We start from the raw sequence: 20,840 nt of genomic DNA on the forward strand, positions 1-20,840 counted from the left end.
TCCTCTTGGCTAAAAACAATCAGGCAGACAGTCGCCAGATCATCAGCGCAATGCCGATGTCCAGGCGATCATATGAATTATCCAGCGTCAGCCCGCACAAGGCTTCGATGCGCTGGACACGGTGTGTCAGGGTGTTGCGGTGCACGGCGAGCCGCTGGGCGGCGGCCACCAGGTTACCATTCTCGTGAAACCAGGCTTCCAGGGTCGGCATCAGGTTGGGGCCATGCTGCGCGTCGTGGCGCAGCAAGGGGCCGAGGCGTTCATGGAGGAATTGATCGAGCAGGGCGCGATCACGCACGCCACTGAGTAACTTGAGTACGCCCAATTCGTCGTACACGCACAGACCGGCGCGCTCGCTGAAACGCCGCGCAGCCGCCAGTGCCTGGCGTGCTTCATCCTGCGCCTGGGCCAGGCGTGCCGGTGGATGCGCGGCGGCGCTGAGGCCGATAAACAATTTGAGCGGCGCCAGTCGCAGATTCAGCGGGTTGAGCCAGCTGGCCAGGTGCTGGCGGTTGACCAAGGCGGCGACGGCGTCCGAGGCCGGCAGCAGCAGCGTCCATTGGCCGGCCCGCCCAAGTACCGGCAAACCCGCCGACACCTGGCGCAAGCGCCGGTTGATGGCGTCATGTTGCCGCGCCAGTTGTACCTCGACCGCCGCCGCGTCGCCTTGGGCAAACAGCAACTCACTGCCTTCCAACTGCAGTTGCACCACCTGCCAATGCCCGGCCAACGACAGACCCAACTGTCCGCCACGGTGCAGCAGCAAATCCAGGGACTGATAATCGCCCGTCAGCAAACGCTCCAGCACATCGTGCCGCGAGCGACCCAACTGCTCGGACTGGATCAGCGCCGAACCAATGGCCTGGGTCACCAGCACCATTTTCAGCGAGTAGGGCTGTTCGATCAGCGGCATGCCGGCGGCTTCGGCAGCCTCCAGCAAACGCTGGGGGATCGCCTGGATGTACGCCGGCCCCGTGAGGATCACCAACCCGGCCACCTGACGCTCGCAGGCTTCCTCCAGCAGTTGCATCAAGTTGCCTTCGTCGCGCGGGTGGTTGATCCCGGTGACGAATACCAGCTCGCCGCCCAATACCCACTCGGCAATCCCGCTGTTTTCCGCCACGTAGGGCCAGCGCACGCCGTTCTCCAGGCCGGCCGTGCCGGCGCGCAGGCGCATGGATTCCAGGCCCGGCAGGGCCAGCACATCGGCGATGGTCAGGCTCATGCCTGGGCGTCAACCAAGGGTGCCCGCACGCGCAGCACGGCGGTGAGCGCGATGTAGGTCAGCGACGCGGCCACGATACCCACCAACGGCGCGACCCAGGGCGAGTTGAACGCCAGCACCGTGCCCACCGCGTAGGCCACCAGCCCTGGCCAGTTGAACGCTGGCAGGCGTGCGTCGGCCAGGCGTGGATAGTGGCCGCGATAGCGGTAGAAGAAGTCCGCCATGATCACCCCGCCAATCGGTGGGATTACCGTGCCCAGCAGAATCAGGTACGGCACCAGCATGTCGTACATGCCCAGCAACGCCAGCAGGGTGCCGATCACCGCACCGGCCAGGGTTACGGTCTTGCGGCGTTTGGTGCGCAGCAGATTGCAGCCGGCCACGGCGAAGTTGTAGATGGTGTTGTCCTGGGTGCTCCAGATATTGAGCAGCAACATGGCCATTGCCGCCATGGCAAAGCCTTGCAGCAGCAACACTTCGACCACGTCCGGTTGCTGATAGACGATGGCGCCGTAGGCACCGATCAGCACCATCAAGCCGTTGCCGATAAAAAAACCGATCAGGCTGGCCAGCACCGCCACCTTGGCCGAGCGCGAAAAGCGTGTCCAGTTGGTGGCCTGGGTCGCACCGCTGACAAAGGTGCCGAACACCAGGGTGATTGCCGTGGACAAGTCCAACTCACCGGTAGGCACCACCGCGAGCAGCCCATCCAGCCCGCCAACCTTTACCGTGGCTACCCACATCGACAGAAACAGCAGGATGCCCATGGCCGGCACCGCGATGTAGGACAGAATCTCCAGCCCGCGATAACCAATGTAGGCCGTGGCACAGAACACCAGGCCAAATACCACCATCAACGCCAGCACGCTGCCCTGGCTGAGTTCGAAATACTTGCCCAGCACCACTGCGGCGGTGGCCGTGCCCCAGGCGTACCAGCCGATCTGGGTGAAGCCGAGGATCAAATCGCTGAGCTTGCTGCCCACTTCGCCAAAGCAGAAACGCCCCATCAACACCGAGTTCAGCCCGCTCTTGAACGCGATGTAACCCAGGCCTGCGGCGTAGATGCCCAACAGCAGGTTACCCAGGGCCACGACGCCGAGCATGTCGGTGAAACTGAACGCCACTCCTAGCTTGCCGCCGGCAAACATGGTCGCGGTAAAAAACGTAAAGCCCAACAGCACCATGGCGGTCGACGCCAGGCCTTTGCGCGCATGCATCGGGACTTCGCTAAGGGGGTAATCGTTGCCCGGTTCTTGCTGCGTCATGTGCCTTGCTCCCTGAATGAGTGACGCAGGCCTATTGCACCGTGCGTGCCAAGGCGGCAGCAGTGGCGAGCGCACGATGGGCGCTGTGCACCGTGCACAGTATTTATAGCCAAACAGGGGGCAAATGCCTCGAGAAACGGTCGCAGTGCCCAATCGGGCACGAAAGCGGTGCAGCAGTGATACAAATTGGATCAGTCGAACAGCGTGTGGGTGGTCTCGCCACGATGGAAGGCGAACGCTGCCTCCAGATCACTTTCGATGGTGCGCCCGCGGGACAGCGGCGGCAGCTCGTCCAGGCGGAAAAAACCCACCTCGGTGGTCTCGAAGCCTGCCATCGGTGCCGACTGATCCACGGGTTCGCACAGGAAATACAGCTTGTAGAAATCCCGTACGTCCGGCCGATACAAGCCCTTGGCCTTGTGCGTGACGCTGTACAACGCCCGGGCCGTCACCGTCAGCCCGGCTTCCTCGCGAATTTCCTTGACGATGTTTTCCGCCGCCGACAAGCCGATATCGGCGTAACCGCCTGGTAACGCCCAACAGCCATCGGTCAATTCGCGCACCAGCAGAATCCGGTCACCCTCAATCACCGCGCCGCGCACGTCGATCATCGGCGTCGAGTAACGCTGGGCGAAGTCGCTGACCAAGCCGGTGATACGCTCCAGGGGCACATTGCCCAGTTGCGCAAGCATGCTGTGGGCAATCTCGGCAATTTCCTCCAGGCGTTCACGCTCGAAATCATCGGTGCAGAAGTGCAGGCCCGTGGAGGCCAATGCCTGCAAGCGTTTGGCCTGGGCCAGCCAGGTGTTTTCCATACATTCCTCATCGGTGTGCGAAAGGCGGGCAGATCGAAGGGTGCAATACCAGGCACAAAAAAACCACCGCGAGGGTGGCTTTTTCCTACCGGAGGCTTATTCGCCGCGATAGATGCAACCGCTGGTGCAGGTCTCGTGGATACGAATCGCACTGAGCTCAGGCAGCAGGGGTTTCAACTCATTCCAGATCCACTTGGCCAGCACTTCGCTGGTGGGATTTTCCAGGCCGGGGATGTCATTGAGGTAGTTGTGGTCGAGGCGTTCGTAGAGCGGCTTGAAAATCGCCTTGATCTCCGAGAAGTCGCGAATCCAGCCGGTATGGGGATCCAGGTCGCCGCTCAGGTGGATCGCCACCTTGAACGAATGCCCATGCAGGCGCCCGCATTTGTGGCCTTCCGGTACGTGGGGCAGGCGGTGGGCGGATTCGAAAGTAAACTCTTTGAAGATTTCCACGGTATTTTCAGCTCGGTCAGGTATCTGGCAGCCGGCGAGTTTAACAGCTTGATCCCTCGCCGCGCATACCGTCCCTCTGTACACGCCGGCTTGCCGGCGAATAAAGATTGCCTGTGGCGAGCGGGCTTGCCCCGCGTTGGGCCGCGAAGCAGCCCCAAGACCAGCAGCCGAAGAGTGCCCGACTCACCGCATTCCTCCTTCCAGGGTCGCTTCGCAACCCAACGCGGGACAAGTCCGCTCGGCACAGTCGCAGTGTTCACACTAATCGGGTGGTCCCCCCCGAAACCCCTGCCGGATTCCGGCCCGCGTCTACAGGACCTGCAGTCGCTCGCCCAATCCGCCGTTATCCGCCAGCTCCAGAAACTCATCGCCCAGCCTTCGGCTTTCACTCATCGCGGTCTGCCAGTACTGGTTGCGGCTCGCGTCGTCGCCCATGAAGCGCTTGAAGTCGCTGCGGTCCGGCAATTTGCCGTGGGGCAGGCGGGCCAGGTAGTCCCTGGAGGGAGCCAGCAGCAACACGTCCTGCAAGCCTTGCGGGTTACTGCGTCGCCACGGCAGGCCCTTGTCGAACCAGCCGGGGATGACCCGGTCGGTGAAGTGCGGGTACAGCACGATGTCATCGCCGTGGTAGGGCAGGTCGAGGTGGTAGTCCAGCAGGCCGCCGTCGCGGTAGGTGCCGGCGCCTGCACCCGGCAGGTCGCGCACGCCTTGCATCACCATGGGGATCGACCCCGATGCCAGCAGTGCCTGGCGCAGGTTGCCCAGTTCCAGGGGCAGGAAGCGCGAGGGGAAGTCCTTCAGCGGATGCACCGGTGGCGCCTGGCGCGGGTCGTGGATGATCAGCCGTTCGAAGTGCCGCGACAGCCGTGCGCGGCCGCGCAGGTTATCGGCAATCACCGATGACAGCCCCAGCCCGAGCCGCCCGCGATGGTCGTCGGCCAGCAGGCCGTGGCTCTTGACCACCATGATGTTCAGGCGGTAATCCGGGTTGTCCAGTACCCGTGCATCGCGGCCGACGAGCAAGTCGTCGAGCATGCGCTGGCAGCTCTGGGTGACTTCGGCCATGGTCACGCCTTTGGCAAAACGCTGTTCGTTATACAGGCGGCCCAGGTCCAGCAAGCCTTGCACCGGGTCGGGCAGGCAGGCGCTGGCAAACCGCCAGGAGCCAATCGAGGCCCCGATCAGCGCACGTTCCCGTGGTGCGCGGGGCAGCCAGTCGCCGAACAGCGCCAGGTCCAGGCCCTGGATGCCGAGTGCCTTCGGGCCGCCGGCCGCGCCGGGCAGGATGCCCACCTCGGCAGGCGTGAGGCCTTGTTCACGAATGCGCGCAAAGGCGCGTTTGCCGGCCTTGAGGGTCAAGGCGGGAAACTTGATATGGATGGCTGTCATACCGGTCTCTGTCCGAGCGAGCGGGGCATTATAGAAAATCTCGTGGAATGTGGGGCAAAGGCCTGGGTGAGAATTGCCATGGTGGCAATTCAGTTTCAGTTAAGTTGCAGGGCGTACGGTGGCCGGCGTAGGAAAACATCCTGTAACGGAGACTTATCATGAAGCGCCTTACCGCGCTGGCCGCCGCCGGTATCATCGCCCTCACGGCGACCCAGGCCCGAGCCGTGGACCCCGACAAACCACTGAAAGTGCCGGCCACTGTTACTATTGTCGCTTTCGATCAACTGGAAGCCACGGCCCTGGCCCTGCACCCCGGTTCGACATTGCTGGACACCGACCTGGACGAGGCCTACGGCAAGTACGTGTATGAGGTCGAGTTGGAGGATGCCCACGGCATCGAATGGGACGTTGAATTGGACGCGCTCACCGGGCAGGTCCTCAAGAATCATCAGGATACGTAATGAAGGTAAATTTACGCGTCGGCAGTCGAGTGGCGCTGGTGCTCTTGGCATTCTGCTCCAGCCTGGCGGCCCGCGACCTCAACCAGGATGAAGCCTTGGCGCTGCGCCAGCAGGGGGTGATCCTGCCACTTGAGCAATTGTTGCAGCAGGCCATGGCGCGTTACCCCGGCTCGCGCCTGCTGGAGGCCGAGCTGGAGAAGAAACACGGCCAATATGCCTATGAAGTGGAACTGGTGACCACCGAAGGGGTGGTGCGCGAAATCAAGCTGGACGCACGCACCGGTGTGCTGATCAAAGACGAGGAAGACTGATGCGCCTGCTGCTGGTGGAAGACAACGTACCCTTGGCCGATGAACTGATGGCTGGCCTGCAGCGCCAGGGCTATGCGGTCGATTGGCTGGCCGATGGGCGCGATGCCGTGTATCAGGGCCGCAGCGAGCCCTACGACCTGATCATCCTCGACCTCGGCCTGCCGGGCCTGCCTGGGCTTGAGGTGCTGGCCCAATGGCGAGCCGCCGCGTTGGCCGTTCCGGTACTGATTCTCACCGCCCGCGACTCCTGGGCCGAGCGCATCGAAGGGCTCAAGGCCGGCGCCGACGATTACCTGGCCAAACCCTTTCACCCCGAAGAGCTGCACCTGCGCATCCAGGCGCTGTTGCGCCGTTCCCACGGCCAGGCGAACCAACCGACGTTGCAGGCGGCCGGCCTGCATCTGGACGAAGGTCGCCAATGCGTGCTGCGTGATGGCGATGAGATCCAGCTGACCGCCGCCGAATTTCGCCTGTTGCGCTATTTCATGCTGCACCCCGAACAGATCCTGTCGAAAAGCCACCTGGCCGAGCACCTGTACGACGGCGAGACCGAACGCGACTCCAATGTGCTGGAAGTGCACGTCAACCATCTGCGTCGCAAATTGGGCCGCAGCGTGATCGAGACCCGGCGCGGCCAGGGTTACCGGTTTGGCGCCAGCCCTGCATGAGGTCGATCCAGCGGCGCCTGAGCCTGGGGCTGATCAGCGTGATGGTGATCGTCGGCGTGGTGCTGGCCCAGACCAGTCTGTGGTTGTTCGAGGCCGGCTTGCAGCGCTACCTGGAAGCCGGTTTGCGCAACGACGCCGAGAACCTGCTGGTGGCGCTGGTGCGTGGGCCTAACGGCGTGCAGCTGGATGAGCAACGCCTGTCGCCAGCCTATCAACGGCCTTTTTCCGGGCATTACTTCCGCATTGATTTCGCCGACGTCCACTGGCGCTCCCGCTCATTGTGGGACCAGGAACTGCCGCGCCTGCCCGAGGCGGGGCTGAAGGGCAACCTGCAACTCGGCCCGGAAGGCCAGCAACTGCTGGTGCTGCGTGCGGACTACAAGCGGTTTGGCCAATCGATTTCCATCAGCGTGGCCCAGGACTACACCCCGGTGCGCGAAAGCTTCCGGCTGATGCGCCAGATCGGCCTGGTATTGGGGCTGGCGGCGTTGCTGCTGGTGTTGATCCTGCAACGGTTGACCGTGCGCCGCGCCTTGCGCCCGCTGGAAACCGCGCGCAACCAGATTGCCCAACTGCAACAGGGGCAACGCTCGCAACTCGATACCCAGGTGCCCCTGGAACTGGAGCCGCTGGTGGCGCAGATCAACCACCTGCTGGCGCACACCGAAGACAGCCTCAAGCGTTCGCGCAATGCCCTGGGCAACCTCGGCCACGCCCTCAAGACGCCCTTGGCGGTGCTGTTGAGCGCGGCATCGAGCGAGACGCTCAAGCAACATCCTGAGCTGAGCAAACTGCTGCGTGATCAGTTGGAGCAGGTACAGCAACGCCTCAACCGCGAACTCAATCGCGCCCGCCTGGCCGGGGAAACCTTGCCCGGCGCGTTGTTCGATTGTGATAAAGAACTGCCCGGCCTGCTTGCCACCCTGACCATGATCCACGGCGAACACCTGGACCTGAGCTACCGCGCCGCGCCCGGCCTGCAACTGCCCTGGGACCGCGAAGATCTATTGGAGCTGCTCGGCAACCTGTTGGATAACGCCTGCAAATGGGCGGATGCCGACGTGCGCCTGAGCGTCACCGAGACTGAGCACCATTACCTGCTGGCGGTGGAAGATGACGGCCCCGGCATTCCTGAAAGCCAGCGAGACCAGGTGTTCAGCCGTGGCGCACGCCTGGACGAACAGATCGATGGCCATGGCCTGGGGCTGGGGATCGTGCGGGATATTGTCGAGGTGTGGGGTGGGGTGTTGCAGTTGCAGGCGTCTGAACTGGGCGGCCTGAAAGTGTTGATCGAACTGCCCTGTGGGAGGGGGCTTGCCGCCGATGGCGGTATTCCAGTCAAAAAACAGATTGGCTGATACACCGCAATCGGGGGCAAGCCCCCTCCCACATTGGATAGCCTTGCATTTTCAGACGCGGAACTGATCCATCAACCCCTGCTGCTGATTCGCCAGGCTGTTCAACGCCTGGCTCACCCGCGCCGATTCGTTGGCCTGCTCGGACAGTGACTCGGTCACGTCGCGAATGGTCGCCACGTTGCTGTTGATCTCCTCGGCCACCGCGCTTTGCTCTTCGGCGGCGCTGGCGATCTGCAGGTTCATGTCGCTGATCACCGTTACCGCATCGCCGATCTGGCGCAGGGCGGTCACCGCCTGTCCGACCTGTTCGACGCTGCCCTGGGCCTGGCGGTAGCTGTTGCCCATGGCGCCGACCACGTCGGTGGTGCCGCTTTGCAGGTGCTCGATGACCAGGCGGGTTTCTTCCACCGATTCCTGGGTCCGTCGCGCCAGGTTGCGCACTTCATCGGCCACTACCGCAAAGCCACGCCCGGCTTCACCGGCGCGGGCTGCTTCGATGGCGGCGTTGAGCGCCAACAGGTTGGTCTGCTCGGCGATGCCGCGGATCACTTCCAGCACCGAGCCGATTTTTTCACTGTTGGCCGCCAAACCTTCGACCTGGGACATGGCCGTGCTCATGTCCGCCGCCAACTCCCCGATATTGCGGGTGGTTTGATCGATCACGGTGAGGCCGTCGCGGGTGGCCTGGTCGGCATCGCGTGCGGCCTGGGCTGCTTGCGCCGCACTGCGGGCCACGTCCTGGGCAGTGGCGCTCATTTCGTGGGAGGCGGTGGCCACCTGGTCGACCTGGCGGTACTGCTGCTCCATGCCGGCGCTGGTTTCAGTGGCAATCGCGGCGGACTGGTCGGCGGTGCCACGGGCGTCCTGCACCGAGCGTTTGACCTCGGCGATGATCGGTTGCAGCTTGTCGAGGAAACGATTGAACCAGCCAGCCAATTGGCCCAGCTCGTCCTGTTTGTCGTAGGCCAGGCGCCGGGTCAGGTCGCCTTCGCCGCTGGCGATGTCTTCGAGCATGTGCGCCACGCCGAGGATCGGCCGGGTCACGCTACGTGCCATCAACCACACCAGGATCAAGCCGACCACGGCGGCCAGCAGGCCCAGGCTCAGCTCCAGCAGGGTGCCCTTGGCATTGTCGGCATCCAGTCGGTTTTTCAGCGCTTCGGCGGGGGCCACCAGGACCTTCTCCGGCACATCCAGCAGCACGCCCCACGGCTTGCCGTCCGGGATCGGTGCGAACGGCGCGAGCACCTTGAGCTGGTGATCGGTGTGCAGGCTGCGGATCTGCGAGCTGCCGGCCAGGGCGCTGATCAACTGTGCGCCGTTGGCAGTGTCGACCTGGTCCAGGCGCTGGCTGAGTTTGCTGGCGTCGGGGCTGTAGCCGGCGAGCAAACCGGTCGGGCTGAGGATGCTGACCTGGGTCTGGCCGTCATACAGCTTGTGGCTGGCCTGCTGGCTCACGGCCTGCAGGCTGTTGAGGTTGATGTCCACCGACAGCGAGGCGATGACTTTGCCGTTGGCCATCAACGGGAAGACAATGCTGGTCATCAGCACGTTTTGCCCGTTGATCGTGTAGAAGTACGGTTCGATCACACATGGCTTGAGCGTGGTGCGCGGGCAGGTGAACCAGGCATTGGCCTTTTCGCCGCTGGGGCCGACGCGGGTGTCGGAAATGTCGCTTTCCGGCAGTGCCATTGACTCCAGCTTGCCGGGTGTCGGCTGCGACCAGTACAGGGCGAAGCGCCCCTTGTCGTTACTGCCCAACTCTGCCTGGCCGGCGAACAGCTCATCCTTGCCGTCCAGCGCATTGGCTTCGAACACCAGGGACAGACCGAGCAGATCCGGGTTGGCCTGCAACGCGGCCTTGACCTGGCGGGTCAGGTCTTCACGGGTGTCGAAGGCGTCGAGAAAGCGCTTCTCGGCCTGCTCGCGCAGGAACAGTACCTGGCGGGAAAAACCATGGCCGTACTGATAGGCGTCCATGAACTGGCGACGGATGCCCAGCGCCTGCACCTCACCCTGGGCTTCGATGCGCGCCTGGGCGGCTTCATCCAGCATCTGCATGCTCGAGGCCTTGACCTGCTGCGAGCTCTGCGCCATGCGATACAGCGACAGACCCACCAGCAGGGTCACGATTCCCAGCAGGCACAAGCCAGCGAGCAGGGTGATTTTCCATTGAATGGAGAGCTGCCTGAGCGACATCGGTACATCCTTACCTGAAAACACAGAGAGCCCCTGTATCGGCGGTTTCAGGTTTTTCTTTATTCAAACGATCGATTTAAACCTGAAAGCGGCGCCGTTTTTTGACATGCGCGCCCGCCTGCTGCAAAGTGCGCGCCCTCTAATAAGACCTCCTTCAAGCCTGCACGCCGGTTGCCACCCAATGGCCGCCCGGGCGCGGGCATGCCTGTTTTTTATGTTTTTTGCTTGAGGTAACCATGATTAACGCAGTCATTGCCGCGGTCGGTACCATGCTGGTGCTCAGCCTGTCCCGCGTGCATGTGGTCATCGCCATCATCCTCGGCGCCCTGGTGGGCGGCCTGACCGGTGGCCTGGGGATCGAGGCCACGCTCAAGGCCTTCAATGGCGGCTTGGGTGGAGGGGCGACGGTGGCGTTGTCCTACGCCTTGCTCGGCGCTTTCGCCGTGGCGATTGCCAAGTCCGGCCTGGCTCACGCGCTGGCCGACAAGGCCCTGCTGCTGGTGGACCGCCAGGAAGCCAGCGGTGGCAGCCACGTCAAATGGCTGCTGATCGGCCTGCTCTGGGGGGTGGCGATTGCCTCGCAGAACATCCTGCCGATCCACATCGCGTTCATTCCATTGCTGGTGCCGCCGCTGCTGTACGTGCTGACCAAGCTGCAACTGGACCGCCGCCTCATCGCCTGCGTGATGACCTTCGGCCTGATCACGCCGTACATGTTCCTGCCGGTAGGCTTCGGCAATATCTTCCTCAACCAGATCCTGCTGGCCAACGTGGCCAAGAGCGGCGTGGACATCAGCCAGGTCAACGTCACTCACGCCATGAGCCTGCCAGCGCTGGGCATGGTCGTCGGCCTGCTGGTGGCGGTGTTCATCAGCTACCGCAAGAAACGCGTGTACGACCTGGAGAAGATCGAGCGGGTCGAGCAGGTGGCGGTGCAGTACAACCCACTGACCCTGCTGGTAGCCGGGCTGGCGATTGCCTCGGCGTTCATCATTCAGCTGTGGCTGGACTCGATGATCATCGGCGCCCTGGCCGGGTTCCTGATCTTCTCGGTGTCGGGCATCGTGCGCTGGCGCGACACCGACGACCTGTTCACCGAAGGCATGAAGATGATGGCGATGATCGGCTTCATCATGATCGCCGCCTCGGGCTTTGCCGAAGTGCTCAAGGCCACCGGCGATGTGCGTTCGCTGGTGGAAACCTCGGCAGCCTTCATCGGCCATAGCCGTGGGGTAGGGGCGTTGTTGATGCTGCTGGTGGGGCTGTTGGTGACGATGGGCATCGGCTCGTCGTTTTCCACCGTGCCGATCCTTGCGGCGATCTTTGTGCCGCTGTGCGTGCAACTGGGCTTCAGCCCCATGGCCATCGTGTGCATCGTCGGCACGGCCGGCGCCTTGGGTGATGCCGGATCGCCGGCCTCGGACTCGACCCTGGGGCCCACCTCCGGCCTGAACATCGACGGCCAGCATCACCACATCTGGGACACCGTGGTGCCGACCTTTCTGCACTACAACCTCCCGTTGCTGGCATTCGGCTGGCTGGCTGCCATGACCCTCTGACCGCAGCGGGCTTACTACAGAAACATCCTACGCGGCCGTTAACCTCTCAAGTCGCCACTAATAAGAGAGAAAACCCATGCGTCTGAGCCTCAAGGCCAAAGTCCTGTCCCTCGCCGTAGTGCCGGTGCTGCTGTTTGCCGTGGTCATCAGCCTGACCACCGTGTGGATCCTGCAGGGCCAGGCGCGCAATGAGGTGGAAGAAACCCGCCAGCGCCTGCTCAACGATGCCAAGGCCACCCTGCAAAGTTATGTCGAAGTGGCCATGACCACCATCAAGCCGCTCTACGACGCGGCAGCCCCCGGTGATAACGCGGCGCGCGCCGAGGTGGTCAAGCTGCTGTCCAACACCAGTTACGGCAAGGACGGCTACTTCTTCGGCTATGACTCCGAGACCATTCGCCTGTTCAAGGGCAACAGCCCCGACGGCGTGGGCAAGAGCTTCAAGGACAACCGCGACCCCAACGGGGTGTACGTCAACCGCGACCTGGTCAAGGTCGGCAAGGACGGCACCCATTACCTGCAATACAGCTCGACCCAACCGGGCCAGACCGAACTGGTGCCCAAGATGGGTTACACCGAATACCTGCCCAAGTGGGACATGGTCATCGGTACCTCGGTGAACCTGGACGGCATCGAAGCCCGGGTGGCGGTGGTCGAGGCCAAGGTCGAGAAACGCATGGAAGGCGTGCTGCTGAGCATCCTCGGCGTGGCCGTGGTGGTGCTGCTGGTGATCGCCGCCGTGGGCATGCTGCTGGCCAATACCATCCTGCGTCCGCTGCACCTGATGAAAGCCAACCTCGACGATATCGCGGCCGGTGAAGGCGACCTGACCCGCCGCCTGGCCATCACCAGCCAGGACGAGCTGGGCGATCTTGCGGGCGCGTTCAACCGGTTTGTCGACAAGATCCACGGCCTGGTGCGCCAGATCACCGAGATGACAGGCCAACTCACCGGCCTGGTCAGCCAGGTGTCCGAGCAGGCCCAGCGCTCCGAACAGGCCATGGAGCGCCAGCGCCATGAGACCGACCAGGTTGCCACGGCGATCAACCAGATGTCCTCGGCCGCCCAGGAAGTGGCGCGCAGTGCCCAGGGCGCGTCGGTCGCGGCCCAGCAGACCGACGCCGAAGGCCAGGCCGCCAAGCGCGTGGTGGACGGCAGCATCGCGCAGATCCATGCGCTGGTGAACGACATCCGCAGCAGCGGCGTGTCCCTCGACAGCCTGCAGCAGGACGTGGCCTCCATCGTCAGTGTGCTCAGCGTGATCCGCTCCATCGCCGAACAGACCAACCTGCTCGCGCTCAACGCCGCAATTGAAGCCGCACGGGCCGGGGAGGCCGGCCGTGGGTTTGCGGTGGTCGCCGACGAAGTGCGCGCCCTGGCCAGCCGTACCCAGACCAGCACCCAGGAAATCCAGGGCATGATCGACCGCCTGCAAAAAGGCACCGAAGCCGCGGTGGACGCCATGCGCCGCTCCAGCGACGCTGGCGACGGCACCTCGGCCCAGGCCAACCAAGCCGGCGCGTCCCTGGACACCATGGCGCAGTTGATCGGCACCATCAATTCGATGAACGCCCAGATCGCCAGCGCCGCCGAAGAGCAGACTGCCGTCGCCGAAGAGATCAACCGCAGCGTGCATCAGATTGCCGTGGCGGTGGACAGCGTGGCCGACGAGACCCAGCTGGGCGCCCAGACCTCCCGCAGCCTCGCGGACCTGGGCCAGCGCCTGGGGCAGCTGGTCGGCCAGTTCAGGATCTAGCGCTGAGGGGCTGGGCGGCGATGCGCTAGAGGTCGCGCATCAGCAAGCCGAAGCGCAGGTCCATCGCCGCCGGGAGTGGCAGATACACCGTGTGCCCATCTCCCGGCGCGACCTCGATGGCGTCGCCCTTGGCGTTGTGCAGGGTGGCCAGGTCGAAGTGGAAGTTGCCGGCGGGGGTCATCAATTCCAGGTGATTGCCCACGGCGAAGCGGTTCTTCACCTTGATCTCGGCCAGTTCGCCCCGGCGCTCGCCGGTCAGTTCGCCGACGAACTGCTGGCGCTCCGACACCGAGCTGCCGTTCTGGTAGTTCTGGTACTCATCGTGCACATGCCGGCGCAGGAACCCTTCGGTGTAGCCGCGCTGGGCCAGGGATTCGAGGTTGATCATCAGGCTGCGGTCGAAGACACGACCGGCCACCGCATCGTCGATGGCCTGGCGATACACCTGGGTGGTGCGCGCGCAATAGAAGTGCGACTTGGTGCGGCCCTCGATCTTCAGCGAGTGCACGCCCATGTGGGTCAGGCGTTCCACGTGCTGCACCGCGCGCAGGTCCTTGGCGTTCATGATGTAGGTGCCGTGTTCGTCTTCGAAGGCCGGCATCTGTTCATCGGGGCGGTTGGCTTCCTGCAACAGAAACACCTGGTCGGTCGGTGCGCCAATGCCCAGGGTCGGCTCGCAGTGCTGGACGATATCGCCGGTGGCGTTTTCCACCGCCGGGGTCGCCTGGTATTTCCAGCGACACGCATTGGTGCAGGTGCCCTGGTTGGCATCACGCTTGTTCATGTAGCCCGAGAGCAGGCAGCGCCCGGAATAGGCCATGCACAGGGCGCCGTGCACAAACACTTCCAGCTCCATGGCCGGCACCTGTTGGCGGATTTCATCGATTTCTTCCAGGGACAACTCCCGCGACAGGATCACCCGGCAGATCCCTTGCTGCTGCCAGAACTCGACGCTGGCCCAGTTCACCGTATTGGCCTGCACCGACAGGTGGATGGGCATCTGCGGGAAGTGCCGGCGCACCAGCATGATCAGCCCGGGATCAGACATGATCAGCGCATCCGGACCCATGGCGATCACCGGGGCGAGGTCCTTGAGGAAGGTCTTCAACTTGGCGTTGTGCGGCGCAATGTTCACCACCACGTAGAAACGCTTGCCCAGGGCATGGGCTTCCTGGATGCCGAGGGCCAGGTTGGCGTGGTCGAACTCGTTGTTGCGTACCCGCAGGCTGTAGCGCGGTTGGCCGGCATACACCGCATCGGCGCCATAGGCGAAGGCGTAGCGCATGTTTTTCAGGGTGCCGGCAGGGGCGAGCAGTTCGGGGGGGAGGATGGGAGGCATGGGCACGGGTCGCAAAAGGTCGCGAAGGTAGCCGAGCGGCGAGGGCGGTTCATTGATCCAGATCGTGCTTTGCGCATTTTTGTATCGCTGTGTATCGACGGGGGCTGTGGATACGTATCGATTTATCCGCACGGTTTTCCGACACAGGCGCGATACCTCATCCGGTCTTAATGGGCTTCCCGTATCCATAAGGTGATCACCATGCTCTTCGTCGCATTCCTGGGCGGCATCCTGACCGTCCTCAGCCCTTGCATCCTGCCGGTGGTGCCGTTTCTGTTCGCCGGTGTCGACCGCAGTCGTCGTTCGATCCTGTTGACCCTCGGCGGCATGGTGCTGACCTTCGCGCTGGTTTCCAGCCTGGCGGTGGTCAGCTCGGAGTGGGTGATACAGGCCAATAACACCGGCCGCCATGTGGCGCTGATCGTGATGGGGCTGTTTGCGCTGTCGCTGATCTCGGCGCGGGTCGGTGGCTGGCTGGCGCGGCCGTTCGTGTTGTTGGGCAACCGTATCGATCCTGACAGCCGTGCGCTGTCCGGTCCGCTCAAGTCGCTCATGATCGGTTTCGCCACAGGCCTGCTGTGGGCACCGTGCGCCGGGCCGATCCTGGGTGTGATCCTGACCGGTGCGATGCTGCAAGGCGCCAATGCGCAGACCAGTCTGTTGCTGCTGGCCTACGGGCTGGGTAGTGCGCTGTCCCTGGGCACCCTGATCGTTGCCGGGCGCGGCCTCGTCAATCGACTCAAGGCCTCCATTCCGCTGACCGGTTGGCTGCGCCGTGGGGCAGGGGTGGCGGTACTGGCCGCGGCCGTGGTGATTTCTACCGGTGCTGACAAGACCCTGCTCGCCGGCACTTCGTCCGAAGGCGTCAGCAGCCTGGAAAAAGGGCTGCTGGAAAACGTGCCCAAGGTGGTGGATTACGTGGTGAGCAAGGTCAAGGCCGACCCGCAGGACAATGCACGGGGTGCCATGCCGTCGCTGGGCGGCGCGGTCGAGTGGCTCAATTCACCTGAACTGACCCGCGAATCCTTGAAAGGCAAGGTGGTGCTGGTGGATTTCTGGACCTACGACTGCATCAACTGCCAGCACACCCTGCCGTACGTGAAGGCCTGGGCGAAAAAGTACGCGCAGGACGGCCTGGTGGTGATCGGCGTGCACACTCCGGAATACGGCTACGAGCGCATCATCGGCAACGTCAAGGAGCAGGTGCGCAAGTTGGGTATTACGTACCCGGTGGCGATCGACAACAACTACGCGATCTGGCGCCGCTTCGATAACCAGTACTGGCCCGCCCATTACCTGATCGATGCCAACGGGCAGGTGCGCGACACGCATTTTGGTGAAGGCCGGTACGAGGCCCAGGAGCAGATGATCCAGACGTTGTTGAATGAGGCCAAGGCCACGCAGTGATAGGGTCTACGCTTGTTCGATAACCAACGGCACTCCCAGGAATCGCTGCGGACTAAGCAACAGGGCCTATACCGGCCCTGTGCTTTTCTGACATGGACCGGACATGAATCAAACCAACCTGCAATTCAAGACCCTGCTGTTGTTGCTGGGCCTGGTGACCGTCGCGTTTATCTGGATATTGCTGCCGTTCTACGGCGCCGTGTTCTGGGCGGTGATCCTCGGCATCATTTTTGCCCCGATGCAGCGCCGCCTGCAGCAGCGCTTTGGCTGGAACCGCAATTTCACTTCCCTGGCGACCTTGAGCGCCTGCCTGGTCATCGCGATCCTGCCGGTGATCATCACCAGTGCCTTGCTGGTGCAAGAGGGCGCGACGCTCTACAAGAATGTCGAGAGCGGCAAGCTGGATGTGGCGGGGTACATCGAGCAATTCAAGAACGTGCTGCCGCCGTATTTCCAGCACCTGTTGGACCGTTTCGGCATGGGCAACCTGGAGGGTTTGCGCGAGAAGATCGTCAAGAGCGCGATGCAGGGCAGCCAGTTCTTTGCGACCCAGGCGTTCAGCTTCGGCCAGGGCACGTTTGATTTCCTGGTGAGCTTTTTCATCATGCTGTACTTGCTGTTCTTCCTGCTGCGCGACGGCCCGGAGCTGGTGCGCAAGGTGCGTACGGCGGTGCCGCTGGCCGAGCCGCAGAAGCGGCGGTTGCAGCTCAAGTTCAACCGGGTGGTGCGCGCCACGGTCAAGGGCAATGTGCTGGTGGCGGTAACCCAGGGTGCGCTGGGCGGGCTGATCTTCTGGTTCCTGGACATTCCCAGTGCGTTGCTCTGGGCGGTGCTGATGGCGTTTCTGTCGTTGCTGCCGGCCGTGGGCGCCGGGATTGTGTGGGGCCCGGTGGCCGTGTACTTCCTGCTGAGCGGTGCGATCTGGCAGGGCGTGGTGCTGGGGCTGTTTGGCGTATTTGTGATTGGCCTGGTGGACAATGTGCTGCGCCCGATCCTGGTGGGCAAGGACACCAAGATGCCGGACTACCTGATCCTGATCTCGACCCTGGGCGGTCTGTCGGTGTTTGGCCTCAATGGTTTTGTGATCGGGCCGCTGGTGGCGGCGCTGTTCATGTCCAGCTGGGCATTGTTTGTGGAGAGCAAGCCGCGAGTCAAACTGCCATTGCCCTGACCTCAGGCGTGGAGCCTGAAGTTCGATACGTGTTGCAGTTGTTTTTCGGCATCCGACAGGGATGTCAGTGGGCCGCTGATGGCTTCACCATCGCGTACCAGGTACCAGCAGGCGAGAAGACCCGACTTGCGAAGCGGGGCGGGGACGGCGCTGCCGATGACGGACATGATTTGTACAGTGGGCATAAAGACCTCCAATCGCTATGGGGGTCACTTTACGGGGCGGGCTGGCGCAGGAAAAATCACCCGTCTCGATAGTCGACATCGACGCGAGGCGTCAGTCCACGACCTGATCGAGCATGTTCACCACTTCCTGCTCACTGAGCAGCCCCTTGCGCACCAGGTTTTCCGCGAGCAACGCGAGGAACTTGGCGCTGCGGTGGCCTTCCAGGTGCTTGAGTTCCGTGAGGGCGCTGTAGACCTTGCTGGATGTACAGAGGCCGGCGGCGCGGTGTGGGTTTTGCGTGGGCATGGTCAGTCGTCCTTGTTGTTATTGGGTGGACAGTCTCGATGGTGGAAGTGTTTCGTGACACAAACATGACAGCGCAAGGCCTGTTCGGGCAAGTAGACATTGGTGTTGATGATGTGCGATTGCGCGTCGGGCATTGTCCTCAGAGCGACCTTGACGCCTTGAATCCGGACTTTCCAGGCAAAAAAAGGCCCCGCGATCACGCGAGGCCTGTTTCAGACGATGCGGTTACCAGCCGCGACCGTAGTAACCGTGGGGAGGGCCGTAGTAGCCGCGGGGTGGCCCGTAATAGCCACGCGGTGGGCCGTAATAGACCGGCGCCGGGCGGTAGTAAACCTGTTGCTGCACATACACCGGCGGTGGCGGTGCGTAATAAACCGGCGGCGGAGCGGCATATACCGGCTGCGGTTGCACATACACCGGCTGCTGCACATAGACCTCACGCGGCTGGCTGGCAACCACGGAGCCCACGACTGCAGCGCCGACTAAAGCACCCAATACAGCCGGGCCACCCCAACCACCACCGTGGGCGGAGGCTTGGCCTGCCATCGCGAGTGCGCCAACCAGCAAGGCGATCTTGGGGATTGTACGAATCATGGTCATTCCTCGGTTAGCCCCAGCGCTTGTGGTCTGCAATCAATAGACTCAAGTAATGTCGCGGGGATACTTTTAAGACAACGTATTTCTGAAAAACAGCACAGCCGCTAGGTAAAGGTTGTGTAAGGTCTGTACCGATTTGCTTACTCAAAGGAGTTACCCATGCAGATGCACCCCAACAAGGACACCCAACTGTGCATGTCGCTGTCGGCGCGCCCCGGGAATTTCGGCCTGCGTTTTCATAACCATCTGTACGAACAGCTGGGCCTGAACTTCTACTATAAAGCCTTCAGCAGCCGGGATTTGCCCGGCGCGATCGGTGGTATCCGGGCGCTGGGGGTACGCGGTTGCGGGGTTTCCATGCCGTTCAAGGAAGCCGCCATTGCCTTGGTGGACGAGCTCGACGATTCGGTTCAAGCCATCGACTCCCTGAACACCATCGTCAACACCGATGGGCACCTCAAGGCCTACAACACCGACTACATCGCAATCGAGCAGTTACTCAAGAAGCACGCGGTGCCAAAGGAATCGACCTTTGCCCTGCGTGGCAGCGGCGGCATGGCCAAGGCTGTGGCCAGTGCCTTGCGCGATGGCGGCTACGCCAAGGGCGTGATCGTGGCGCGCAACGAGCCAGCGGGCCGGGCGCTGGCGCAGAACCTGGGGTACGAATGGCAGGCCGAGTTGGGAGAACTGCGCCCGCAGATGCTGATCAACGTGACGCCCATCGGCATGGCGGGAGGGCCTGAGGCAGATGCGTTGGCATTCGATGCCGAAGCGGTGGATGTTGCCGAGACGATCTTCGATGTGGTGGCGATCCCCGCTGAAACGCCGTTGATCGTGCGTGGACGTGCCAAGGGTAAACGCGTGATTACCGGGCTCGAAGTGATTGCGATCCAGGCGCTTGAGCAGTTTGTGCTCTATACCGGGGTGCGACCGACGCCGGAGCAGTTCGCCAAAGCCGTGGCGTTCGCCCGAACCTGAAGAACCCTGAATATCATATGTGGGAGGGGGCTTGCCCCCGATAGCGGTAGCTCAACAATGAAATTACTGACTGGCACACCGTCATCGGGGGCAAGCCCCCTCCCACATTTTTTCCGCGTTACAGCGGTTCCAATTTGGCCAGCCGTTCTTCCAGCAGTGCAATGCGCGCTTCGAGTTCTTCGATGCGTTCGACAGACACGCCACTGACACCCCCGCGCTCCATCGGATTGCCTCGCGCCGCGATAATCGCCTCGATATCCTGCGGATCGCCCAATGCATGGGTATAACGATCTTCGCGCTGGCCGGCCTGGCGCGGCACCAGCAACGCCAGCCCCCGCGCAATCAGGCGTTCCAGTTGGTGCACGACCTGCTCGGCATCTTCGAAATCGTGCATGCGCCCGCTGCGGGTCAGCAACTCATTGACAGTCTGCGGCCCGCGTAGAAACAGCAGCCCGGTCAGGATCACCTGGGCCGGCACCAGTTCCAGCGCCTTGTCCACGCGGTGTTCCCAGCGGTCGGCGCGGCTGCCCATCACCAGGCGGGTGAAACCCTGGCCTTCGAGTGCGCGCAGGCTCTGGCCGACCTGGCCCGGGCTCAGGTTCATGACCGGCTCGCGGCTGGTCTTCTGGTTGCAGGCCAGCACCAGGGCGTTGAGGGTCAAGGGGTAGGTTTCCGGGTTGGTCGCCTGTTTTTCGATGAGGCAGCCCAGGATGCGGATTTCCGTGCTGTTCAGGCGCGGCTCAGGGGTGTCGGTGTCGTGCTCGGCGGTCATCGCGCGTTCCCTATGCAGTGGAGGTCCTTAGCGTAATCCTGAAAAATTAAAAGACAAGCGCCCGGCATGTCTATAATCGCCGCTGGTTCAAACCGTGCCATAACCATGAGACTGCCATGACTATTTCCCTGTACGCCGCCTCCATCCCGGTCTTCAAGCAAATGCTCACCGCCCTGAGCGGTGTGTTGACCAAGGCCGAAGCCCACGCCAGCGCCAAGAACATCGAACCGAACGCCTTGCTGCAAGCGCGCCTGTTTCCGGACATGTTCCAACTGGTGCGCCAGGTGCAGATCGCCGTCGACTTCGCCAAGGGGGTTTCCGCGCGCCTGGCCGAGATCGAAGTGCCTAAGTACGAAGACAGCGAAGTGACCTTCGCCGACCTGCAAGCGCTGATCGCCAAGGTTTTGGCCTTTGTCGACACCATCACCCCGGAGCAGATCGACGGCAAGGAAGGCATCGAGATCGTCACTCGCCCTGGCACGCCGAAAGAGAAGCGCTTCAGCGGCCAGTCCTACCTGCTGACCTACGGCCTGCCGCAGTTCTTCTTCCACGTCACCACCGCTTACGCGCTGCTGCGCCATAACGGCGTGGAAGTGGGCAAGCGCGATTACATGGGCGCTTTCTAAGCACGCATAAAAAAACCGGG

The 20,840-nt window shown here is 62.8% G+C and carries 21 protein-coding genes and 2 pseudogenes; 11 read left to right on the forward strand and 12 right to left on the reverse strand.

The genetic code is table 11. The features are described 5' to 3' along the window. Positions 1–19: 19 nt before the first annotated feature. The 5 genes from K5K89_RS11005 to K5K89_RS11025 all read right to left on the reverse strand — a co-directional run bounded on the left by K5K89_RS11005 (position 20) and on the right by K5K89_RS11025 (position 5,147). The gene (locus K5K89_RS11005; RefSeq protein ID WP_093127145.1) at positions 20–1,225 is read right to left on the reverse strand and encodes a PucR family transcriptional regulator; all 1,206 of its coding nucleotides are present in this window, start codon (positions 1,223–1,225) and stop codon (positions 20–22) included. Beyond that, positions 1,222–2,490, reverse strand: coding sequence for a cytosine permease (gene codB / locus K5K89_RS11010; protein ID WP_071489691.1), 1,269 nt, complete (start codon positions 2,488–2,490; stop codon positions 1,222–1,224). Before codB ends, K5K89_RS11005 begins: the two co-directional genes overlap by 4 nt. A gap of 191 nt (positions 2,491–2,681) precedes the next feature. Continuing rightward, positions 2,682–3,305: an NUDIX hydrolase gene (locus K5K89_RS11015; protein WP_071489690.1), complete on the reverse strand. Its 624-nt coding sequence runs from the start codon at positions 3,303–3,305 to the stop codon at positions 2,682–2,684. Positions 3,306–3,401: 96 nt separating this feature from the next. Continuing rightward, complete coding sequence (gene queD / locus K5K89_RS11020) at positions 3,402–3,758, reverse strand: 6-carboxytetrahydropterin synthase QueD (protein WP_003190259.1); 357 nt, start codon at positions 3,756–3,758, stop codon at positions 3,402–3,404. Between the two features lie 309 nt (positions 3,759–4,067). Further along, complete coding sequence (locus K5K89_RS11025; protein WP_071489689.1) at positions 4,068–5,147, reverse strand: hypothetical protein; 1,080 nt, start codon at positions 5,145–5,147, stop codon at positions 4,068–4,070. Between the two features lie 158 nt (positions 5,148–5,305). Between K5K89_RS11025 and K5K89_RS11030 the strand changes: the two genes are divergently transcribed. The 4 genes from K5K89_RS11030 to K5K89_RS11045 are packed head-to-tail and all read left to right on the forward strand — an operon-like array spanning position 5,306 to position 7,945. Continuing rightward, positions 5,306–5,608, forward strand: a complete 303-nt coding sequence (locus K5K89_RS11030) for a PepSY domain-containing protein (protein ID WP_058425612.1) — start codon at positions 5,306–5,308, stop codon at positions 5,606–5,608. After that, positions 5,608–5,919, forward strand: a complete 312-nt coding sequence (locus K5K89_RS11035; protein WP_071489688.1) for a PepSY domain-containing protein — start codon at positions 5,608–5,610, stop codon at positions 5,917–5,919. Before K5K89_RS11030 ends, K5K89_RS11035 begins: the two co-directional genes overlap by 1 nt. Then, on the forward strand, positions 5,919–6,587 hold the full coding sequence (locus K5K89_RS11040) for a response regulator transcription factor (RefSeq protein WP_071489687.1): 669 nt from the start codon (positions 5,919–5,921) through the stop codon (positions 6,585–6,587). Before K5K89_RS11035 ends, K5K89_RS11040 begins: the two co-directional genes overlap by 1 nt. Then, positions 6,584–7,945, forward strand: coding sequence for a sensor histidine kinase (locus K5K89_RS11045; RefSeq protein WP_222541396.1), 1,362 nt, complete (start codon positions 6,584–6,586; stop codon positions 7,943–7,945). Before K5K89_RS11040 ends, K5K89_RS11045 begins: the two co-directional genes overlap by 4 nt. Positions 7,946–7,996: 51 nt before the next feature. On the opposite strand, the gene K5K89_RS28925 is transcribed toward K5K89_RS11045, so the two are convergent. After that, entirely contained in the window at positions 7,997–8,752 is a 756-nt protein-coding gene (locus tag K5K89_RS28925; RefSeq protein WP_371914392.1) for a methyl-accepting chemotaxis protein, read from the reverse strand. Positions 8,753–8,854: 102 nt separating this feature from the next. Beyond that, positions 8,855–10,144: pseudogene (locus tag K5K89_RS28930) on the reverse strand (HAMP domain-containing protein); the annotation flags it as partial. Positions 10,145–10,383: 239 nt separating this feature from the next. Between K5K89_RS28930 and K5K89_RS11055 the strand changes: the two are divergent. From K5K89_RS11055 to K5K89_RS28940, 3 genes and pseudogenes are all read left to right on the forward strand, one after another. Then, complete coding sequence (locus K5K89_RS11055) at positions 10,384–11,703, forward strand: Na+/H+ antiporter family protein (RefSeq protein WP_222541698.1); 1,320 nt, start codon at positions 10,384–10,386, stop codon at positions 11,701–11,703. Positions 11,704–11,779: 76 nt separating this feature from the next. Beyond that, positions 11,780–12,601, forward strand: a pseudogene (locus K5K89_RS28935) (cache domain-containing protein); the annotation flags it as partial. A gap of 102 nt (positions 12,602–12,703) precedes the next feature. Beyond that, positions 12,704–13,459 carry a methyl-accepting chemotaxis protein gene (locus K5K89_RS28940; protein ID WP_371322051.1) on the forward strand — a complete coding sequence of 252 codons (756 nt, stop codon included), beginning with the start codon at positions 12,704–12,706 and terminating at the stop codon, positions 13,457–13,459. A gap of 25 nt (positions 13,460–13,484) precedes the next feature. Here K5K89_RS28940 and yegQ read toward each other — a convergent pair whose 3' ends face one another. After that, the gene (gene yegQ, locus K5K89_RS11065; protein WP_222541399.1) at positions 13,485–14,798 is read right to left on the reverse strand and encodes a tRNA 5-hydroxyuridine modification protein YegQ; all 1,314 of its coding nucleotides are present in this window, start codon (positions 14,796–14,798) and stop codon (positions 13,485–13,487) included. 201 nt (positions 14,799–14,999) lie between these two features. On the opposite strand from yegQ, the gene K5K89_RS11070 reads away from it, so the two are divergent. Next, positions 15,000–16,205: a cytochrome c biogenesis protein DipZ gene (locus K5K89_RS11070; RefSeq protein ID WP_222541400.1), complete on the forward strand. Its 1,206-nt coding sequence runs from the start codon at positions 15,000–15,002 to the stop codon at positions 16,203–16,205. A gap of 103 nt (positions 16,206–16,308) precedes the next feature. After that, positions 16,309–17,376, forward strand: coding sequence for an AI-2E family transporter (locus tag K5K89_RS11075; RefSeq protein ID WP_071489680.1), 1,068 nt, complete (start codon positions 16,309–16,311; stop codon positions 17,374–17,376). Between the two features lie 2 nt (positions 17,377–17,378). Here the strand turns inward: K5K89_RS11075 and K5K89_RS11080 are convergent, their stop codons facing one another. The 3 genes from K5K89_RS11080 to K5K89_RS11090 form a co-directional block, all read right to left on the reverse strand. Next, positions 17,379–17,561: a hypothetical protein gene (locus K5K89_RS11080; protein ID WP_071489679.1), complete on the reverse strand. Its 183-nt coding sequence runs from the start codon at positions 17,559–17,561 to the stop codon at positions 17,379–17,381. 91 nt (positions 17,562–17,652) lie between these two features. Next, complete coding sequence (locus K5K89_RS11085) at positions 17,653–17,847, reverse strand: hypothetical protein (protein ID WP_071489678.1); 195 nt, start codon at positions 17,845–17,847, stop codon at positions 17,653–17,655. A gap of 225 nt (positions 17,848–18,072) precedes the next feature. Beyond that, positions 18,073–18,447 (reverse strand): hypothetical protein, encoded by a 375-nt coding sequence (locus tag K5K89_RS11090; RefSeq protein WP_016980060.1) that lies wholly within the window; start codon positions 18,445–18,447, stop codon positions 18,073–18,075. A 156-nt stretch (positions 18,448–18,603) separates the two neighbouring features. Between K5K89_RS11090 and K5K89_RS11095 the strand changes: the two genes are divergently transcribed. Further along, on the forward strand, positions 18,604–19,422 hold the full coding sequence (locus K5K89_RS11095) for a shikimate 5-dehydrogenase (RefSeq protein ID WP_222541401.1): 819 nt from the start codon (positions 18,604–18,606) through the stop codon (positions 19,420–19,422). A 118-nt stretch (positions 19,423–19,540) separates the two neighbouring features. On the opposite strand, the gene K5K89_RS11100 is transcribed toward K5K89_RS11095, so the two are convergent. Continuing rightward, entirely contained in the window at positions 19,541–20,194 is a 654-nt protein-coding gene (locus tag K5K89_RS11100; RefSeq protein WP_222541402.1) for a YceH family protein, read from the reverse strand. Positions 20,195–20,310: 116 nt separating this feature from the next. Between K5K89_RS11100 and K5K89_RS11105 the strand changes: the two genes are divergently transcribed. Beyond that, positions 20,311–20,820 (forward strand): DUF1993 family protein, encoded by a 510-nt coding sequence (locus K5K89_RS11105; protein WP_058425596.1) that lies wholly within the window; start codon positions 20,311–20,313, stop codon positions 20,818–20,820. Positions 20,821–20,840: the final 20 nt, after the last annotated feature.

The organism is Pseudomonas sp. DR208 (genome assembly GCF_019823005.1).
In the GTDB taxonomy this organism is placed as follows: domain Bacteria; phylum Pseudomonadota; class Gammaproteobacteria; order Pseudomonadales; family Pseudomonadaceae; genus Aquipseudomonas; species Aquipseudomonas extremorientalis.

Excerpts from the sequence above, each read along its gene's own strand:
- K5K89_RS11005 (WP_093127145.1), bottom strand. The coding sequence starts at position 1,225 with ATGAGCCTGACCATCGCCGATGTGCTGGCCCTGCCGGGCCTGGAATCC.
- codB (WP_071489691.1), bottom strand. The coding sequence starts at position 2,490 with ATGACGCAGCAAGAACCGGGCAACGATTACCCCCTTAGCGAAGTCCCG.
- K5K89_RS11015 (WP_071489690.1), bottom strand. The coding sequence starts at position 3,305 with ATGGAAAACACCTGGCTGGCCCAGGCCAAACGCTTGCAGGCATTGGCC.
- K5K89_RS11025 (WP_071489689.1), bottom strand. The coding sequence starts at position 5,147 with ATGACAGCCATCCATATCAAGTTTCCCGCCTTGACCCTCAAGGCCGGC.
- K5K89_RS11030 (WP_058425612.1), top strand. The coding sequence starts at position 5,306 with ATGAAGCGCCTTACCGCGCTGGCCGCCGCCGGTATCATCGCCCTCACG.
- K5K89_RS11035 (WP_071489688.1), top strand. The coding sequence starts at position 5,608 with ATGAAGGTAAATTTACGCGTCGGCAGTCGAGTGGCGCTGGTGCTCTTG.
- K5K89_RS11040 (WP_071489687.1), top strand. The coding sequence starts at position 5,919 with ATGCGCCTGCTGCTGGTGGAAGACAACGTACCCTTGGCCGATGAACTG.
- K5K89_RS11045 (WP_222541396.1), top strand. The coding sequence starts at position 6,584 with ATGAGGTCGATCCAGCGGCGCCTGAGCCTGGGGCTGATCAGCGTGATG.
- K5K89_RS28925 (WP_371914392.1), bottom strand. The coding sequence starts at position 8,752 with ATGGAGCAGCAGTACCGCCAGGTCGACCAGGTGGCCACCGCCTCCCAC.
- K5K89_RS28940 (WP_371322051.1), top strand. The coding sequence starts at position 12,704 with ATGGAGCGCCAGCGCCATGAGACCGACCAGGTTGCCACGGCGATCAAC.
- yegQ (WP_222541399.1), bottom strand. The coding sequence starts at position 14,798 with ATGCCTCCCATCCTCCCCCCCGAACTGCTCGCCCCTGCCGGCACCCTG.
- K5K89_RS11070 (WP_222541400.1), top strand. The coding sequence starts at position 15,000 with ATGCTCTTCGTCGCATTCCTGGGCGGCATCCTGACCGTCCTCAGCCCT.
- K5K89_RS11075 (WP_071489680.1), top strand. The coding sequence starts at position 16,309 with ATGAATCAAACCAACCTGCAATTCAAGACCCTGCTGTTGTTGCTGGGC.
- K5K89_RS11080 (WP_071489679.1), bottom strand. The coding sequence starts at position 17,561 with ATGCCCACTGTACAAATCATGTCCGTCATCGGCAGCGCCGTCCCCGCC.
- K5K89_RS11085 (WP_071489678.1), bottom strand. The coding sequence starts at position 17,847 with ATGCCCACGCAAAACCCACACCGCGCCGCCGGCCTCTGTACATCCAGC.
- K5K89_RS11090 (WP_016980060.1), bottom strand. The coding sequence starts at position 18,447 with ATGACCATGATTCGTACAATCCCCAAGATCGCCTTGCTGGTTGGCGCA.
- K5K89_RS11095 (WP_222541401.1), top strand. The coding sequence starts at position 18,604 with ATGCAGATGCACCCCAACAAGGACACCCAACTGTGCATGTCGCTGTCG.
- K5K89_RS11100 (WP_222541402.1), bottom strand. The coding sequence starts at position 20,194 with ATGACCGCCGAGCACGACACCGACACCCCTGAGCCGCGCCTGAACAGC.
- K5K89_RS11105 (WP_058425596.1), top strand. The coding sequence starts at position 20,311 with ATGACTATTTCCCTGTACGCCGCCTCCATCCCGGTCTTCAAGCAAATG.